General features: G+C 40.7%; 18 protein-coding genes. 4 read left to right on the top strand and 14 right to left on the bottom strand.

Going from position 1 to position 16,399, the window contains the following annotated elements:
* Positions 1–147: 147 nt before the first annotated feature.
* The 4 genes from ACIQXH_RS12810 to ACIQXH_RS12795 all read right to left on the bottom strand — a co-directional run bounded on the left by ACIQXH_RS12810 (position 148) and on the right by ACIQXH_RS12795 (position 4,408).
* The gene (locus tag ACIQXH_RS12810) at positions 148–648 is read right to left on the bottom strand and encodes a DUF3993 domain-containing protein (protein WP_403079847.1); all 501 of its coding nucleotides are present in this window, start codon (positions 646–648) and stop codon (positions 148–150) included.
* A 194-nt stretch (positions 649–842) separates the two neighbouring features.
* Positions 843–1,073 carry a hypothetical protein gene (locus tag ACIQXH_RS12805; RefSeq protein ID WP_402868018.1) on the bottom strand — a complete coding sequence of 77 codons (231 nt, stop codon included), beginning with the start codon at positions 1,071–1,073 and terminating at the stop codon, positions 843–845.
* A 72-nt stretch (positions 1,074–1,145) separates the two neighbouring features.
* Positions 1,146–2,351: an EAL domain-containing protein gene (locus ACIQXH_RS12800; protein ID WP_402868016.1), complete on the bottom strand. Its 1,206-nt coding sequence runs from the start codon at positions 2,349–2,351 to the stop codon at positions 1,146–1,148.
* 200 nt (positions 2,352–2,551) lie between these two features.
* Complete coding sequence (locus ACIQXH_RS12795; protein WP_402956120.1) at positions 2,552–4,408, bottom strand: SLC13 family permease; 1,857 nt, start codon at positions 4,406–4,408, stop codon at positions 2,552–2,554.
* A 160-nt stretch (positions 4,409–4,568) separates the two neighbouring features.
* Between ACIQXH_RS12795 and ACIQXH_RS12790 the strand changes: the two genes are divergently transcribed.
* Positions 4,569–5,429: a metallophosphoesterase gene (locus ACIQXH_RS12790; protein ID WP_402868013.1), complete on the top strand. Its 861-nt coding sequence runs from the start codon at positions 4,569–4,571 to the stop codon at positions 5,427–5,429.
* 143 nt (positions 5,430–5,572) lie between these two features.
* Here ACIQXH_RS12790 and crcB read toward each other — a convergent pair whose 3' ends face one another.
* A complete protein-coding gene (gene crcB / locus ACIQXH_RS12785) occupies positions 5,573–5,929 on the bottom strand; it encodes a fluoride efflux transporter CrcB (RefSeq protein ID WP_402868011.1) in 357 nt (118 codons plus the stop codon).
* Positions 5,926–6,306 carry a fluoride efflux transporter FluC gene (locus tag ACIQXH_RS12780; RefSeq protein ID WP_402868010.1) on the bottom strand — a complete coding sequence of 127 codons (381 nt, stop codon included), beginning with the start codon at positions 6,304–6,306 and terminating at the stop codon, positions 5,926–5,928. Before ACIQXH_RS12780 ends, crcB begins: the two co-directional genes overlap by 4 nt.
* Positions 6,307–6,424: 118 nt before the next feature.
* Here ACIQXH_RS12780 and ACIQXH_RS12775 point away from each other — a divergent pair, with 118 nt between their 5' ends.
* Together ACIQXH_RS12775 and ACIQXH_RS12770 are read left to right on the top strand one after the other, a co-directional pair.
* Positions 6,425–6,802, top strand: a complete 378-nt coding sequence (locus ACIQXH_RS12775) for a hypothetical protein (protein WP_402956118.1) — start codon at positions 6,425–6,427, stop codon at positions 6,800–6,802.
* Positions 6,803–7,117: 315 nt separating this feature from the next.
* Positions 7,118–7,624, top strand: a complete 507-nt coding sequence (locus ACIQXH_RS12770) for a YkyB family protein (RefSeq protein ID WP_402868007.1) — start codon at positions 7,118–7,120, stop codon at positions 7,622–7,624.
* 49 nt (positions 7,625–7,673) lie between these two features.
* Here the strand turns inward: ACIQXH_RS12770 and ACIQXH_RS12765 are convergent, their stop codons facing one another.
* From ACIQXH_RS12765 to corA, 3 genes are all read right to left on the bottom strand, one after another.
* Positions 7,674–8,579, bottom strand: coding sequence for a chemotaxis protein (locus ACIQXH_RS12765; protein WP_402868006.1), 906 nt, complete (start codon positions 8,577–8,579; stop codon positions 7,674–7,676).
* Positions 8,580–8,825: 246 nt separating this feature from the next.
* Positions 8,826–9,332: an RDD family protein gene (locus tag ACIQXH_RS12760; protein ID WP_402956116.1), complete on the bottom strand. Its 507-nt coding sequence runs from the start codon at positions 9,330–9,332 to the stop codon at positions 8,826–8,828.
* Positions 9,333–9,438: 106 nt separating this feature from the next.
* Positions 9,439–10,413 (bottom strand): magnesium/cobalt transporter CorA, encoded by a 975-nt coding sequence (gene corA / locus ACIQXH_RS12755; RefSeq protein WP_402956114.1) that lies wholly within the window; start codon positions 10,411–10,413, stop codon positions 9,439–9,441.
* 166 nt (positions 10,414–10,579) lie between these two features.
* Here corA and ACIQXH_RS12750 point away from each other — a divergent pair, with 166 nt between their 5' ends.
* Positions 10,580–11,722, top strand: a complete 1,143-nt coding sequence (locus tag ACIQXH_RS12750) for an aminotransferase A (protein ID WP_402956112.1) — start codon at positions 10,580–10,582, stop codon at positions 11,720–11,722.
* An 88-nt stretch (positions 11,723–11,810) separates the two neighbouring features.
* On the opposite strand, the gene ACIQXH_RS12745 is transcribed toward ACIQXH_RS12750, so the two are convergent.
* The 5 genes from ACIQXH_RS12745 to ACIQXH_RS12725 form a co-directional block, all read right to left on the bottom strand.
* Positions 11,811–12,176 carry a hypothetical protein gene (locus tag ACIQXH_RS12745; protein WP_402868000.1) on the bottom strand — a complete coding sequence of 122 codons (366 nt, stop codon included), beginning with the start codon at positions 12,174–12,176 and terminating at the stop codon, positions 11,811–11,813.
* A 66-nt stretch (positions 12,177–12,242) separates the two neighbouring features.
* Positions 12,243–13,115 carry an NAD(P)-dependent oxidoreductase gene (locus ACIQXH_RS12740; protein ID WP_402956110.1) on the bottom strand — a complete coding sequence of 291 codons (873 nt, stop codon included), beginning with the start codon at positions 13,113–13,115 and terminating at the stop codon, positions 12,243–12,245.
* Positions 13,116–13,154: 39 nt separating this feature from the next.
* Positions 13,155–13,940 carry an SDR family oxidoreductase gene (locus tag ACIQXH_RS12735; RefSeq protein ID WP_402956108.1) on the bottom strand — a complete coding sequence of 262 codons (786 nt, stop codon included), beginning with the start codon at positions 13,938–13,940 and terminating at the stop codon, positions 13,155–13,157.
* 327 nt (positions 13,941–14,267) lie between these two features.
* On the bottom strand, positions 14,268–15,986 hold the full coding sequence (ptsP, locus tag ACIQXH_RS12730) for a phosphoenolpyruvate--protein phosphotransferase (protein WP_402956106.1): 1,719 nt from the start codon (positions 15,984–15,986) through the stop codon (positions 14,268–14,270).
* Positions 15,986–16,252: a phosphocarrier protein HPr gene (locus tag ACIQXH_RS12725; RefSeq protein WP_402867991.1), complete on the bottom strand. Its 267-nt coding sequence runs from the start codon at positions 16,250–16,252 to the stop codon at positions 15,986–15,988. The genes ptsP and ACIQXH_RS12725 overlap by 1 nt, the downstream gene beginning before the upstream one ends.
* Between the last annotated feature and the right edge of the window lie 147 nt (positions 16,253–16,399).

The raw sequence follows: 16,399 nt of genomic DNA, 5'->3' as shown, positions 1-16,399 counted from the left end.
GAACCTAAAAAAGATGACCCCTGTTCAATACAGAGATCATCTTTTAAAAATTGCTTAGGCTTTTTTAAAATGTCCTTTACACAGGGTACACTTTATCCTTCTTTAGACTTTTTTCATGCTGGATATTCGATTATCCAATCAAATATATTACTTATCTGCCTGTTCTTTTTGATTTGCGCTTTCATATGAAACGTCGGCAACCTTCCAGACGTCATTTTCTTTTTTCAAGGTAACTGTCTCTACATGTTTCCCGGAAGTGACAGGGCCCCCTTCTGACACCTCAAATGACTCTTGTACATAAATGTAGTCCGAGTTTTCCCCATAGATTACTTCTGTATGATCATCATAGCTAAAGAAAGGAATATAATAGGGTGCGAAATCCGAACCGAAGGCCATATAACCTCCCTCGACTTGCACGACATTGGCTTTATAAAACTTATCTATGAACTCTTCCGTGAAGTGATCATTCAGTTTTCCTTTAATGTCTTTCTCCGTTCTTATTTCCTCACTGAGTGAACCTTGATTATTTAATGCTTCCTGCATTAACGAAAATACTTGTTCCCTATGTATGCCTTCTTCTGCAGTTACAGGTAAGCCTCCGATTAAAAGAAGGGCACTAACGACGCAAGCAACTAAATATTTTTTCATAGTTTCATCTCCTAGGTAGTATAATATCCGAATCATACCGGTTTTTGTCTATACTTTTCCTTACCCGCCATGGATAAGACCAAACTGAAAAAAAATACCATATTGGAAAACCACCCGAATATTGGTAGTTTTCTTCTCGCTATTCCATAAAAAAAAGAAGATTTCATAATTTCCGAAATCTTCCTTCTTATGAATTATTTAAATGCATAATAAAAAATGAAACCAGCAATCAAGACCGTTGCAACCAATAAAGAAATAAAAATCGGATTCCACAAATATGGATGCTCTTTTACTGAATCATCGAGAGACGAATCGTACTTCCCTTTGACCGCTTTCTGCCCTTTTGCAACAGAATAGGTATAAAAGAGTAAATATATCGACATGATGATTACGACAATGAGTAGAATCCAAATATATGTACTCAAAATATGTCTCCTCCAAGCATTATTTTTGCTTATCGTTACACATTTTGAACAATATTATACCTGCATCCGCTTTTATAACAAGGCTTCGTTTTCATAGAGGAAGCTATAGGACAAATCAAAGAAAATATATTCTTTATTATTCAGCGGATATGAAAAGGTTCTAATCGTCTCCCCCGTTTCGATATCACTGTACAGATCAGATAAAATGCCTTTTTTTTCATTGCGCATTTTAACGATATTTTCAAGGAAATAAGGGCGCCAGCTCCAATTATGATTCATATATTTAGGTTGGACCACCCATTGTCCGTCTTTATGAAGAATATTAGGCGATTTCTGATACCCTTCTTCATCACAAATATATAACCGAAAACATACTGAATCCAATTTTTTCGCCAGGATTCCGAGGAATTCCTCATGCGAACCTTTTCCTTTTTGTTGTTTGATGAAATCTTGCATCCCTTCATTAAACTGCAGGGTTTTTTGATAAACGGCTTCCATCTTTTTTGTTTCCAGAGATATGAAAGATTGGCATTCCTGATGAAATTTTTCTCGAAGTAAATCTTTATCAATAAATTCCCCGTCAGGTTTTGCTAAGAAATACCCCTGATAATAACGCCCCCCATTCTTCCAAGCGAAACGGAGCTGGTACTCAGACTCGATATTTTCAAACAGTAAATTGGCCCCTATCCTACGTGCTAGCATACTGAGCGAGAAGAGAATGACCTGGTATGCGTCTCCCCCTGATATTCGAAGTTGATTCAAATTCACTTTTAAAATATTCGGAGAAATCTGAGCAATATGATCGAGTTGACTATCTTCCCCAAGATGATCAAATGCTATTTTAATGCCGTATGTTTTAAAATAGGCGAGTACATGTTGTAATGGTTCGTAGTTTTCCGGGCTGATCGTATCCGATAGTTCAAGAACGATTCTATTCATTTCCTCCGGTTGAAAGTGACGATGGAGAATTTCCATAAATTCTTCGCCATGATCGAGCATAAGCAAATTGGGATCGCGATTAATAAAAATGAGAAAATCCTCACCATAATCCCTTATTCGTTCGAGAGCTATTTCCAACACATAATTATCCACTTCTATCCGATATTCTTCAGGCACGGAAGAATCGTGAAAAAAAGTACCAAGACTTTCATATTCGCCCTTTTCCTCATAGCGCCCTAGTATTTCATACCCGATGACCTGATGTTGATCTGCACTGAAAATGGGTTGAAAAAAAGGTGTCACCCTGTCTAAATTCTTTAATATTTTTTCTGCATCCATGATGTATTCCCCCTAATTACGAAACATCAATATGCAAAAATTATACCATTAGTTGTTGGCGTTGATAATACTAACTTTCGCAATCCTCCCTTTTCACCCTTTATATGGGTAAAAATATAGGAAGGAATCTCTATTATTTTACTCGGATATAGTAAAAGGCCATTGTTCTAAAATCGAACAATGGCCTTTTTAATGCACGATTAAAATGGGAAGAACAATGGAATCGTTATGACCACGATGACACCGATGAAGATTTGTGTCGCAATGCCTATGACGGTGAAATCTTCATATTTATAATCGCCCGCAGTCATGACCAACGCATTTGTAGTCGCCACTCTTGGTGTCGCCAAGGCCAGGCTCCCTGCAACCGCCAGTGAGAGGAAAACCGGAACGGGATCGATTCCCTGATTGACTGCCGAGGTTAATGCCAGGGGCGTCATAACGACTGTAGCTGCCCCATACGGGATGAATTGGCTCAGGATCAGGGTCAAGAGATAAAAGACCGCCAATAATCCATGTGCACCAATATTATTGAATAATAAAGCCATCCAATCACTTATCATCCTGACACCACCTGTATCATCAAAAGCAGCGGTCAGCCCCAGCATGGCCGCAATTAATAGGATAGGTTCCCAATTTATCTTTTGATAGGCATCTTCCATGGAACGGACACAGCCAGTTACGATCATCAGCAAGGCAGCGGTAAGGACCGACAAAGCAGGAGGAATTGAATCAATCGATAATAGAACGATCATTATGCCCATTATGGTCAAGGCAATCCACGTTTTGGATTTTGGATCCACAGCGGAACTTTCTTCTGAGGTTGTACCTATCACTATCACATCCTCTAGATCGGAAGAAATCCTCTCGATATTCTCCCACTCCCCGTGAATCAATATCGCATCGCCAGGTTTCAAACGCTCTGTTCCGACATCCGCCTGGATATATTCACCATTCCTATTGATTGCAAGCACGTTACATTGGTATTTTTCACGAAAATGAACATCAATAAGAGTTTGATTTTCATAGTCCGAGTTCGGGACGATCAATATTTCCGTCAAACCAAATTTACTGCTAAGGAAATGTTTCTTAATTTGTTCCGTATTAAAGTGTTTGAATTCCAATTCATAGTGCTCCGCTAATCTCTGAACGGCGTCTTCTTCACCAAAAACCAAAATGATGTCATCCGGATGCAGTACCTCATTGGCCCTGGCAGATATCGTTTGTTGCTTTTGAAGCAACGGCAACTGCTTGTCTTTGGATTTCCGTTGAATTTCAATTAATGTCAATTCATATTGAATGGGAAGCTGAAGGTCGGATAGCCTTTCTCCGACAATATCCGATGAAGCAGGAATGTGTAGGTAATGCAAAAGATCATACACTTTGTACATCCCAGCCAGTTCCCCCGCGGATAAGCCCTTCACACTATTATTGGCTGCAATTGTTTTTTCCGGTAATAGCAAACGTCCCAGTGTGAGCATGAAGAAAAGCCCAGCTATAAATGCAATCAAACCGATTGGTGCGAAATCAAAGAAAGAAAATGTCTCTAACCCATTTTCCCTCAATACATTGGCTACAATCATATTTGACGGGGTACCGGTTAGTGTAATGAGTCCGCCAATACTGCATGCATAGGCCAGTGGCAATAAATAGCGGGTCGGACTTGTTTTTTGTTGCAAAGCCATGCTCATTACAAGTGGAAGCAAAATGGCAACAATACCGGTACCGCTTAATAGTGCACTTAATAGGCCTGCCGTTACCATGACGATCAATAGTGACTTCCACTCATTCCCACCACAATAGTTAAGCAATTTGTTTCCTATCTTTTCTATGATTCCAGTATTGAATAATCCTGCCCCGACGATATATAGGGCCGCTAGCATAATCACTACGGGATTGGCAAACCCCGCCACCAGTTCATTAAATGTAAGTATGCCAGTCAGCCCCAGAACAGCAAGGGCACAAAGAGCGATTAAATCCGCACGAAATTTACCTTGTATAAAAAGCGCGAACGCGCATAGAAGTATAATCAGTGTAATAAACATTGGTTCGGTCATCATGCTACCTCCGTGTAAATGTCAGTTTTAAACTGGATATTAACCATTCGACTCCAATAAACTAGGTTTCCCTTTGCCTATAGAAGAGATTTCTTCTAATTATGTACATTGTTTGTTAATATGAGGAAGTAACATTCTTAATGTAGATAGGTTGATTAATTTGAGTAAAAGTATTTCCCGAAGAACATTTATAAAAAATGGCCTGCGTACGCTGGCGACTGTAACTGGTTTAAGCGTTGGGGGCGGATATTACGCCCATAACTTAGAGCCAAAGTGGTTAGAAATAAAGCACAATTTTATCAGCCACCCTCTTATTCCTAAAGGTTTTGATGGTATGAAGATGATACAGTTCAGCGATACCCACTTAGGCTTTCAATTTCAGCTTAGTGACTTGCAAGCGATAGTCGAGAAGATAAACCAAATGGATCCGGATATTGTTTTATTTACCGGTGATTTGATGGACGAGCCCAATAAATATAATGCTCAAAATGAAATCCCACCTGTGTTGAATCAACTTAAAGCGCCCTTGGGCAAGTTCAGCATTTTCGGTAACCATGATCACGGTGGGTATGGCTCCGAGATATATCGAGATATCATGGAAAAATCGAATTTCACCATGTTGCAAAATAATTCCGCCCGGGTTTCATTACTTTCAGCAGAAGAAATATTCCTAACTGGTGTGGATGATGCGATGCTCGGAAAACCTGACTTTGAAAAGGCTCTCTCAGGTATACCAAAAGGGGGGTTCACCATTATGCTCTCCCATGCTCCAGACCTGGCAGATATATCTAGCACTTATGATATCCACTATCAGATTAGCGGGCACAGTCACGGCGGGCAAGTTCAAATTCCTTTGATTGGTGCCCTTGTCACTCCCCCATATGCCGAAAAGTATACGGAGGGGACCTTTGATCTTGGTTCCTTGACTCTACATGTTAACCGAGGTCTTGGCACAACCCGACTTCCTTATCGCTTTTTATCGCGCCCTGAATTGACCATTTATGAACTAAGAGCAGAATAACAAGAAATACAGGGGAAAATCGCCAGACTCATTAACAAAGCCTGTGCGTGAAAATTCCTATGTAGTGAATTATAGCATTAGATGGTGAATGGAAACACCTCGATAATTTTACCATCCTGCAAAAGTGTTAATGGATAAGACCTTTAAAGCATATAACCATATAGGAACGCCAAGATGCCACCAATAACCGATACCGTTATGTAGATAAGACATTCTATGTAGCGGTGTTTTTTCATAAGGTCAAGAGCTTCCATACTGAAAGTGGAGAAAGTCGTAAAAGCACCGAAAAATCCCATTGAAAGCATCAACTGCATAGAAAGTTCCCATTCTTCCTTTCTTGGAAAGATCCATCCTAACCCGAAACACCCAATTAGATTAATCAGCAAAATACTAAATGGTATGGGCTTCGAAGGCAGAAGCTTATTAAATAAAGTCTGAAACATATATCTGAAGGCTGCACCGAAAAACCCTCCAATCAAAACGGAGAAAACATGAATCACAAGGTCTCACCTCTTTTGTCAGTAAAAGGACGCAGCCCTATAAAACCAGCAAACAGTCCCATTACAAGCGTAGCTCCTAGATAAATCGCTGCTTGAATCATGGAATGCCGCATAAGCGTTACCATTTCCTGAGAAAATGTAGACATCGTGGTAAACCCTCCGCAAAACCCACTACCAAGAGCTAAAAAAACGAGTGACTTTTTTTTAGAGGCGAAATACCCATTTATCGTTCCAAGCAAAAAACACCCTACTATATTTATAAGGAGCGTCCCAAATGGAAAGAAAAAAACGGATGTCGAGGCACTAATTGAATAGCGTACTAATGCTCCACCCGCACCTCCAAAACCTACGGCCAAAACCTTCTTAAACGGCTCCATAAAACCACCTCAACTATTTGAAAAACGAATAGATTCATTATAACAGATTCAGCTGGAACAGGCTCTTTTCATAAAATAAACCATACTATGTAAAGACATAGAGAAAAGGAGGCCAACCATGCAAACACAATATTATTATCCTTTCTATCCCTACCAACAATATCCACATCCGCAAAATGTATATCGTAACGGATACGGGGATGAAATGGGAATTGAATATGGGAACGATGAACGCTTCTTTCCATTCTTTCCTTTATTGCTCCCTTTATCATTTGTGGCTGGATTAGCAGTAGGTCCGTTATTATTCAACAACCGTCCACCGTACCCGCCGCCGTATCCGCCGTATCCTCCCTATCCGCCCGCTTACCCTCCTTATCCTGCCCCTCCCTATCCAGGCAATCAGGGATATCCGGGGTACCAAGGTTTTCAGGGCTACCCACAACAATTCGGCGCACAAGCCGCAGTCAATGAAAATATTAATATCTACACCCAATAAGGGTTGCACAGAAGGCGGAATGAACCGCCTTCTTTTCTTAATGGATACAAGTTCTTTACCTTATAGTTTTTCACAAATTAAAGCGTCACAGTATTAGAATTTGCTTCCTTATATATTTTGTAGTGGTATAATATGAAATGCATAGATGGTAAAGTGTTGGGAATAACTTTAAATTATAAATTTTTGAACTATTTTCCATCCGACTCTACCTTACAAGCCTAATATCACACCAATATAAATAAACGGTAGACTTGATTGAAGAAATCTATTTCAATAGCATTACTTCTAAACCTATGATGAAAAGGAGTTTCTACTATGAATCAAACGAAAGGACATTCTGAAATGGATGAGTTTTCGATAAACTCCCTTGCCCAAGCCGTGTTTATAGTAAATAAACATGCTAAGACTGCATTGGAGCCTAAAAATCTGTACAATCTAAAGAAGCTCGCATTAAATAAGCTCATGCAAGAAGGAAAAGCGAAGAAGATGGGACTCCATTTTTCTGACAACCCTCGCTTTGCCGCGCAACAATCCGATGTCATTGTTGAATGTGGATCATACGTCTTTCACCTACCGCCTACGAAGGAAGACTTAAAAACCCTCCCCCATCTCGGCAGTCGCGCAGCGTCCATACGAAATCCTAAAGCTGCCTTGTCACTATCAAAAGCAAAGCAAATTTTACAAACTTACGTTGGACAAGCTGGCGAAAAACAAACCAGCCCTGTAAAGGCCGAAAAAAAGTCATATGGACGGAGTCAAGTTAAACAGCCCTTTCATAATCCATTCCCCTCTTCTTTTTTAGGAAAAGGTTCAAAGTATTAAAAGAAAAAAACGGGACGAGGATCTAATATCCTCGTCCCATTTTCATAGGTTATAAAACAAATTGATCGATCAATCTTATCAGTTCCGCAATCTCCGGTTTGCTGATCTGTGCATCCGCACCGACTACCTGCCCTTTATGGCGTAGGCTATCTGTAATCAACGATGAAAATATAATGACCGGCAATTCAGCGAGTTTGCCATTCTCCTTAATTCTTCTAGTAAGATGATGCCCGTCCATTTGAGGCATCTCAATATCCGTAATCACCAGTTGGATTTCCTCCACAATCGTTTTGCCGGCTTCTACGAGCCCTTCCAAATAATTGATGGCATCCTGACCATTTTCGTAGAACTCCAATTGCTTAAATCCGGCTTCAGTCAATGTATCGAACAGCAACTTACGCAGTAATGGCGAGTCCTCAGCAATCAAGATTCTCTTTTCGGAATTTTGACGTTGACCAAGTTTTCTAACCTGCTGAACATTGATTCCTGACTCAGGATTGATTTCGACGACGATTTTCTCAAAATCCAGCAATAATATCATTTCACTGTTTAGTTTGATAACGCCGATAATCTGGCTTTCCAAGCCTTGATACATATCCGAAGGCTTTTCGATTTGTGTCCATGAGATACGATGGATCTGTGTCACCGTATGGACATGGAAGACGACTTTTTGCTGATTGAATTCAGCGACTATGAATTTATCCTGTTCTGGATTTTCCGATGCAGGAAACCCTAAGGCATCAGCTACATTAACGACAGGAAGCACTTCACCACGAAGCTCAATGATCCCCTCCACATTCGGATGGGAGTGAGGCACAAGGGTAATATGTACAGGATTTATGATTTCCTTCACTTTAATTACATTTATGCCGAATTTATTCTTTCCAATCCCGAATTCGACGATTTCAAGTTCATTCGTACCGCTTTCAAGTAATATTCCTTTATTGGCTTCCATTTATTTATCTCGCCCTTCCCTTACATCTATCATTTATTTATTCAATATACTACTTTTCTAGATTGAAAAATAATACATTTTAGCAAAAAAGACCTATACCTTATAGATAAATGACTTCTACCTAATAATTCGGTTATTTACGCCGATTGTTTAGAATCCTGGGCAAAAAATAATATTGTGAAAATGAATTACCGAGGCACACGAAAAAAAGAAGGCCCACCTTTGAGCCTCCCTACTTTGATTCATTTACTTTTTTACGACAAGCGTTCCGACTATCATATCGTGGAGCGCTTGTTTCTTTTCCGTGAACCCGGCCATGATATAGCCGATATAAAGGATGACTCCTGAAATAATCGTAGCGAAATAGCGGCCCGCAGCCTTGCCGAAACCGATACGATTTCCATTTAAATCCACCACTTTAATATTAAGCAGTTTTTTCCCGACAGTCCCCTGCCATTTCGAAGAGTGTAATAGAGTATAATATAGAAAGCTAATAAGTATAGCTAAAAATAAGGTGATGAAAGTCCCGCCCATGAAGGCCAAGATTTCTCCGCCTCCCGGCTCATAATTGGGATCAAGCATGTCTTCCTGAACGCTTGACATGCTGCCGAGCCAAATTAGATTCACGATGGTCATCAGGATTCCTGTGGGGATACCGATTATGATTCCATCAATGATATTGGCACCAAATCGTATCCAAAAACCTGCATACTCTCTTCCTTCATCTGGATAAACCTCTACTAATCTTTCCATAATAAACTACCTCCCTTTCACATTTTTGGAAATTAATGATAACCTATCCATTATAACAAAGACTTTTATCATTGTTCCATCAATATGGCAGATCGCTTAATCGATTTTACCTATTACGAGACTTTTTACCTATTTCCAACCAGCCTTTTTTGACGAAATATAAAAACATCATAAAAGCAATGCCACCCATCATCCCAAGGATTACATAATAGCCATAGTGCCAATTCAATTCAGGCATATACTTAAAGTTCATACCATACACGCCCACTATGAAAGTGAGTGGCATGAAAATGGTCGTAATGACAGTCAAAGTCATCATCGTAGAATTCATATTATTCGAATTGACCGATAGATAACTATCGCGAATATCTGAAGAAAAATCCCGATAGGATTCAAGCATCTCCGTTAGTTTAATAAGATGATCATATACATCATGAAAATATAGATGCTGATCCTTTAAATAGTTCAACCTATCAGAAGTAATCATCCGATACAATAAGTCACGCATGGGCAGGATTGTACGACGAAGCTTCGACAAATCCGTTCTCAAATCGAATAGCTGATTCATCAATTCCGATATCGTTTCATTCTCCGTGTTATCCTCGATACTGTTAAGCTCGCTTTCCATTTTATAAACAGGAGGAAAGAATTCATCGACGACCCGGTCAATCAGTCTATGCATCAAGAAGAACGGCCCTTGCTTTAAGGTTTCCAACTCAGGGATTTCCCTCCAAACCTCTTCTAGTTCCTGGAGTTCTTCCTTATGAAATGTGACTAACCATTTTTCCCCGATAAAAAGACCCAATTCGACAGCCTTGAAGATTTTCTGCCTTATGGCATGTATCACGAGGAATTGATAGCCTTCATAAAAATCCATTTTTGGCCGCTGGTTATAGTCATCAAGGCAATCTTCGATGGCTAAATGGTGAAAGTGGAAATGGCTCGATAGCACCTTTATTTCCTCTACAGTAGGTTTTGAAAAATCCACCCAATACCATTCAATATAATCATCACCTAATTTTTTTAGCTCTAAATCAAAAATGACCTCTTTTTCTTTTGTTATGGCACAGGTTCTAATCATTTATATCAATCCTCAAAATTTTCTTGATCTTGAACTTCATTATACCTTCAATACATTAATCACAAAAAGTATTTTTTCCTCTCCCCTTACAAAATGATAAAATAGAATGGATTTGATACATTCATATAACCATTCACAAACTGATAAGAACAAGGAGGATATTCAAATGGAACATTTAGTAAACCCGCTTGTAAAAGAGGTTCAAATATCTGGAATCCGAAAATTCTATAATCTAGTAGCCGATATTAAAGGGACCATTTCTTTAACGATAGGTCAGCCCGACTTCCCTACACCGCGACATATTAAGGAAGCCGCAAAACAGGCGATTGATGATGATTATACGGTTTACACCCATAATGCCGGATATTTGGAATTAAGGGAAGCCGCGAGCGCTTATGTAAAAGATAAATACCAGCTTTCATACAATCCAGTCAATGAAGTCATCGTCACTTCGGGAGCAAGCGAAGGAATCGACATTACATTTCGGACCATCCTCACCCCTGGAAATGAAGTGATCCTCCCAGGCCCTGTCTATCCAGGCTACGAGCCGATCATTAAAATGAGCGGGGCCGAGCCTGTTTACGCTGACACGACTAAGAACGGTTTTCGTTTGACCGCTGATATCCTAAAAGCATACATAACCGAAAAAACCCGTTGCATCGTTTTGCCTTACCCTTCAAATCCAACCGGGGTCACACTAACGGCAGAAGAGCTACAGGACATCGCAGAGCTCGTGCGTGGCAAGGATATTTTCATTTTAGCCGATGAAATATATAGCGAGTTGGTTTTTGACCAGGATCATGTTTCAATCGCCACTTTTTTAAGGGAACAAACCATTGTGTTAAATGGTTTATCAAAATCCCATTCAATGACTGGTTGGAGGATTGGTCTGTTATTTGCTCCCGAGTCGATTTCTAAACATTTGTTAAAGGTCCATCAGTATAACGTAACTTGTGCCTCCTCCATCTCGCAACGTGCTGCCTTAGCTGCGTTAACAGTTGGAAAAGACGATAGCATGTCCATGAAAACGGAATATGCTAGTAGGAGGGACTACGTGTACAACCGATTACAAGCAATGGATCTGGATGTGGTCAAACCGGATGGTGCCTTTTACTTTTTCGTAAAACTGCCTGAAGGCTACCCATCCTCCTTGGAGTTCTGCCTGGAACTAGTAAAACAGGAAAAGGTAGCTGTCGTTCCTGGAGATGCCTTCTCGCCACTGGGGGAAGGATACTTCCGGATTTCCTATGCCTATTCCATGGAAACACTTAAAGAAGGATTGGATCGTATCGCAGCCTTTTTAAAATAACTGTGAATATAGTATGCACAAAAAAATGGCCATCAACAGTAGGAACCGTTGAGGCCATTTTCTTTGTAAAAAAGAGAGTATGGCAATATTAATACAACCTTCGTAAGAATCGCACTTCGCGATAGCCTTCTTCCTTATTGGTTGTCGTAAGGCTGACCTCGACTATTGAACCCAATAGATCCGTCATCACCTCTTCAAATTCCCTGGCGTTTCGCGGTTTCGAATGCCCTAGGTTTTTTAACTCCCTCATTAATATTTGAAAACCAGCATCGGTCTCGATATGACTGAATTTCACCGGTAAGATCAAGGGGCTCTCATTCATCAATTTCAATTCCCAACGAATGGGCTTTGTTTGGTGAATCGTTTTTTCCCGTTTATACCCCTCGATTCGGACAATATATATGCCATCTTCAAGTTCCTGGAACTTCATGTGAATATCGTCAAAGTCACCCATACGTATCTCTCCTTTTTGTAAAGGCTGTCGCTTACAGCTTATTCAAAAAAGGAGCGGATAGCACTTTTAATTATAGTGTTTATATAAAGCCTGGGTGCCGCTGTTCTCCTCACCAGCCTCTGCAAGCCCATCATACAGAGATTTGCTCAAAGTTAATCCAGGCGCATCCCACCCCATTTTCTCCACTTCATCAAGTGCAATTTTCATATCTTTAATAAAATGCTTGATATAAAACCCTGGTTCAAAATCACCTTTGACCATTCGTGGGACAAGATTGGATAGGGACCAACTGCCGGCAGAGCCCGAGGAAATGCTTTGGAGGACTTTTTCCGGATCAAGCCCTGCCCTTGTAGCGTATGAGATGGCTTCCGTAACCCCGATCATGTTGGAGGCAATCGCTATTTGGTTGCACATTTTCGTATGCTGACCTGAACCCTCAGGGCCTTGATGAACAATATTGCTTCCCATGCACTCAAGAATTGGGCGTACTGTTTCAAATGCAGCAGGATCTCCGCCCACCATGATGGTTAGATTGCCATCACGGGCACCCACATCTCCTCCGGAAACTGGGGCATCAAGAGCTTCCAGCCCCTTTTTCCGTGCTTCTCCCGCTATCTTCATGGCCAAGGAGGGTGTGGAGGTTGTCATATCTATTAAAAGTGTCCCTTCTTTTGCACATTCAATAAGTCCCTGTTCCCCCAGATAAATTTCCTCGACATCACTCGGATACCCGACCATGGAAATGATCACATTCGTTTGTTGGGCAATCTCCCTAGGTGTTGCTGCCCACTTTGCCCCCTTACCAATCAACTCTTCTGCCTTTTCCTTGGACCTGGTATAAACATGTACCTTGTAACCTGCTTTAAGCAAGTTTCCCGCCATACTCTTTCCCATAACCCCTGTACCAATAAATCCGATTACTGTGTTTTTCTCTTTCATGTTCATTCTCCCTTCGAATCATCTGTGAATTAATGCAAACTAGATGGATTTAACCATCCCTCCATCTACCAAATAAGATTGGCCGGTTAAATATGTATTGGCCCCAGAAACGAGGAAGGTTACGAACTTCGCAAATTCCTCTGGTTCGCCATAACGCCCAAGCGGGATGTTACTAAGGGCTTTCCCTGTGATATCTGCAGTTGAGACACCCTGTTTCTCGGCATTGAATTGATCCAGATGTTGAATGCGCTCGGTTGAGATTCGACCCGGTCCAACCGTATTGATCAATATCTTGTCTGGTGCTAGCTCAGTAGCCAATGTTTTCGCCAATCCCACGATTGCCGTGCGGAAAGTATTCGATAGCAATAGGCCAGGTATTGGCTCTTTAATAGAAGACGATGCAATGTTAACGATCTTGCCGCCTTGTTTTTTTAGAAGCGGTAAGCTTTCACGAATGGTTCGGATAAAGCTCAATAAATTCAGTTCAAATGAATGTTGCCAGTCTGCATCACTAAAATCATTAAATGTCCCCCCTGGAGGACCTCCGGCATTATTGATAAGGATATCTAGCCCGCCAAATTCTTCAGCCACTTTCTCCACCAACGACTTAATATCATCAGGTTTTGTAATATCCGTCACTTTATACGACACTTTCCCCTTGCCGATCTTTGATAATTCCTTTTGAACTGCCACCAATTTTTCTTCACTTCTCGCAGCGAGCATGACGTTGGCACCTTCTTTAACAAGCTCTTCCGCTATTGCTTTTCCCAACCCTTGGCTCGAGGCCAGAATTAAAGCATTTTTCTTTTGTAAATATAAATCCACTGTACTTCCCCCTTTTTCATAAAAAATACCAAACATGATTTTATTATATCCTTTATTGTATAAAGTGAAAAATCTGAATTATCAATATCCCAATTCCCCGGAGAGTTTTATCCTATCCCCCCAAAAAAAATCGCCGGCTGGAAAACCCAGCCGGCTTTAAAAGGGGGAAATGAGAATGTCAGTTGCTCATATCGAGCTAAACAACTGTGCTTGTCCTTTATTTACCCATGTATAACGTTGTTAAACATCTTTTGGAAGATTTCAAAAAAATAAACACGGTGCTTTCATCCATTGAAGTTTCATTGGACGAAAGCGCCGTTTGTCATGCTATTTATTCACTTTTTCAAGTACAGCTTCTTTCACTTGTTCGTTTGTATCCATCACCAAGACATCTTGTGATAGTTTTTTCATTTCTTCAAGTGAAAGTTTCCTGATTAGAGATCGAGCTTTTAAGATAGAGGTGGCACTCATCGAGAATTCATCAAGGCCCAACCCAATTAAAATAGGGACAGCCACTTCATCTCCCGCCATCTCGCCGCACATTCCTGCCCATTTTCCTTCTTTATGGGCAGCATCAATTACCATTTTAACAAGTCGTAATATTGCCGGGTTATATGGTTGATATAAATACGAGACTCTCTCATTCATCCGGTCCGCTGCCATTGTATATTGAATCAAGTCATTCGTACCAATGCTGAAGAAATCGACCTCTTTGGCAAAAATATCTGCCATGACCGCAGTGGAAGGAATCTCAACCATGATGCCGATTTCAATCTTTTCTGCCACCGGGATATCCTTTTCAAGTAATTCCTGCCGCACTTCTTCCAACACAGCTTTGGCTTCGCGGAATTCCGTTAAGGTCGCAATCATTGGGAACATGATTTTCAAGTTTCCGTATATGCTTGCCCGTAGCAACGCCCGTAACTGGATACGGAAAATTTCTTGCTCATTTAAGCATAAACGAATTGCCCGATAGCCAAGGAATGGGTTCATTTCCTTAGGTAACTGCAAGTAGGGTAACTCTTTGTCCCCGCCTATATCAAGTGTTCTGACGACAACCGACTTTCCGGCCATCCCTTCCAGCACCGTCTTATAGGCTTCAAACTGCTCTTCTTCACTAGGCATTTCATTTCTTCCCATGTAGAGGAATTCTGTCCGGTACAAACCGATTCCTTCCCCACCATTTTTGTGAACACCATCTAAATCCTTTGGTGTCCCAATATTGGCTGCCAGCTCTACTTGGTGCCCATCTTTTGTAACCGTTTGTTCATGGACCAACTTTGCCCATTCAGCCTTCTGCAAGGCATATTTTTTCTGCATTTCCTCGTACTGTTGCACAAGTTCAGGGGTCGGGTTAATATGCACTTCGCCATTAAGCCCGTCTATGATGACCAAGTCCCCATTTTCGATGGAAGCGGTCACCGTTTTAGTTCCTACAACTGCCGGAATCTCTAATGAACGAGCCATAATGGCTGAATGTGATGTTCTGCCACCGATATCAGTCGTGAACCCTTTAACATACATCGGATTTAACTGGGCCGTATCAGAAGGCGTCAAATCCTCGGCAATGATGATCACTTCTTCTGCAATCATGCTTGGATTCGGAATATGTATACCCAAAAGATGAGATAGGACACGTTTTGTTACATCACGGATATCAGCGGCTCTTTCCTTCATGTACTCATTATCCATTTGTTCAAACATCGTAATGAACATGCTTGCAACTTCATGTAAAGAAGATTCAGCATTTATGTTTTCGGACTTGATTTTATCCTGAACAGGGTTCAAAAGTTCCGGATCGGAAAGTACTAGTAAATGGGCATCAAAAATGGCTGCCTTATCGGCCCCCAAATCCTGCTCGGCCTTGTTCCTGATGATTTCCAATTCTGAAGTAGATTTTTGGATGGCTTCCTTGAAACGGATTACTTCAGCCTCAACATCCTCAATACTCCTTTTTTCAACCGACAATTCCGGTTCGATAAGACGATAGGCTTTCGCGATGGCTATGCCGCTTGACGCTGCGATTCCACTTATCAGCGTGGACATTATTCTGCCAAACCTTCTCTGCTCAATGTGTCAGAAAGTGTTTTTAGAGCATCATTTTCATCGCTGCCTTCTGCAGTAATCGTGATTTCTGCACCTTTACCGATTCCAAGAGACATAACACCCATAATGGATTTAAGATTCACTTTTTTCTCTTTATATGCAAGGTTAATTTCTGAATCAAATTTACCAGCTGCTTGTACAAGCAATGTAGCGGGACGAGCATGAATTCCTGTTTCTGCAGTTACTGTAAACGTTTTTTCTACCATATAAATCATTCTCCTTTAATATAAAATAAACTAACAAGAATAGGATATGTAAGGTTTTTCCCTATTCATTTAAGAAAGATACGAAAATCTACGATTTCCTTTTCAGAATATCATTATCATTCTCAACAAACAAACCATAACTATCCT

Origin of the sequence: Peribacillus sp. NPDC097225, from assembly GCF_044761955.1 — a bacterium.
Lineage (GTDB): Bacteria > Bacillota > Bacilli > Bacillales > DSM-1321 > Peribacillus.
This window is presented reverse-complemented; position numbering and strand designations above follow the sequence as displayed.

Coding starts and splice junctions, on each gene's coding strand:
- ACIQXH_RS12810 (WP_403079847.1), bottom strand. CDS start 648: ATGAAAAAATATTTAGTTGCTTGCGTCGTTAGTGCCCTTCTTTTAATC.
- ACIQXH_RS12800 (WP_402868016.1), bottom strand. CDS start 2,351: ATGGATGCAGAAAAAATATTAAAGAATTTAGACAGGGTGACACCTTTT.
- ACIQXH_RS12795 (WP_402956120.1), bottom strand. CDS start 4,408: ATGACCGAACCAATGTTTATTACACTGATTATACTTCTATGCGCGTTC.
- ACIQXH_RS12780 (WP_402868010.1), bottom strand. CDS start 6,306: ATGGAGCCGTTTAAGAAGGTTTTGGCCGTAGGTTTTGGAGGTGCGGGT.
- ACIQXH_RS12775 (WP_402956118.1), top strand. CDS start 6,425: ATGCAAACACAATATTATTATCCTTTCTATCCCTACCAACAATATCCA.
- ACIQXH_RS12770 (WP_402868007.1), top strand. CDS start 7,118: ATGAATCAAACGAAAGGACATTCTGAAATGGATGAGTTTTCGATAAAC.
- ACIQXH_RS12765 (WP_402868006.1), bottom strand. CDS start 8,579: ATGGAAGCCAATAAAGGAATATTACTTGAAAGCGGTACGAATGAACTT.
- ACIQXH_RS12760 (WP_402956116.1), bottom strand. CDS start 9,332: ATGGAAAGATTAGTAGAGGTTTATCCAGATGAAGGAAGAGAGTATGCA.
- corA (WP_402956114.1), bottom strand. CDS start 10,413: ATGATTAGAACCTGTGCCATAACAAAAGAAAAAGAGGTCATTTTTGAT.
- ACIQXH_RS12750 (WP_402956112.1), top strand. CDS start 10,580: ATGGAACATTTAGTAAACCCGCTTGTAAAAGAGGTTCAAATATCTGGA.
- ACIQXH_RS12745 (WP_402868000.1), bottom strand. CDS start 12,176: ATGGGTGACTTTGACGATATTCACATGAAGTTCCAGGAACTTGAAGAT.
- ACIQXH_RS12740 (WP_402956110.1), bottom strand. CDS start 13,115: ATGAAAGAGAAAAACACAGTAATCGGATTTATTGGTACAGGGGTTATG.
- ptsP (WP_402956106.1), bottom strand. CDS start 15,986: ATGTCCACGCTGATAAGTGGAATCGCAGCGTCAAGCGGCATAGCCATC.
- ACIQXH_RS12725 (WP_402867991.1), bottom strand. CDS start 16,252: ATGGTAGAAAAAACGTTTACAGTAACTGCAGAAACAGGAATTCATGCT.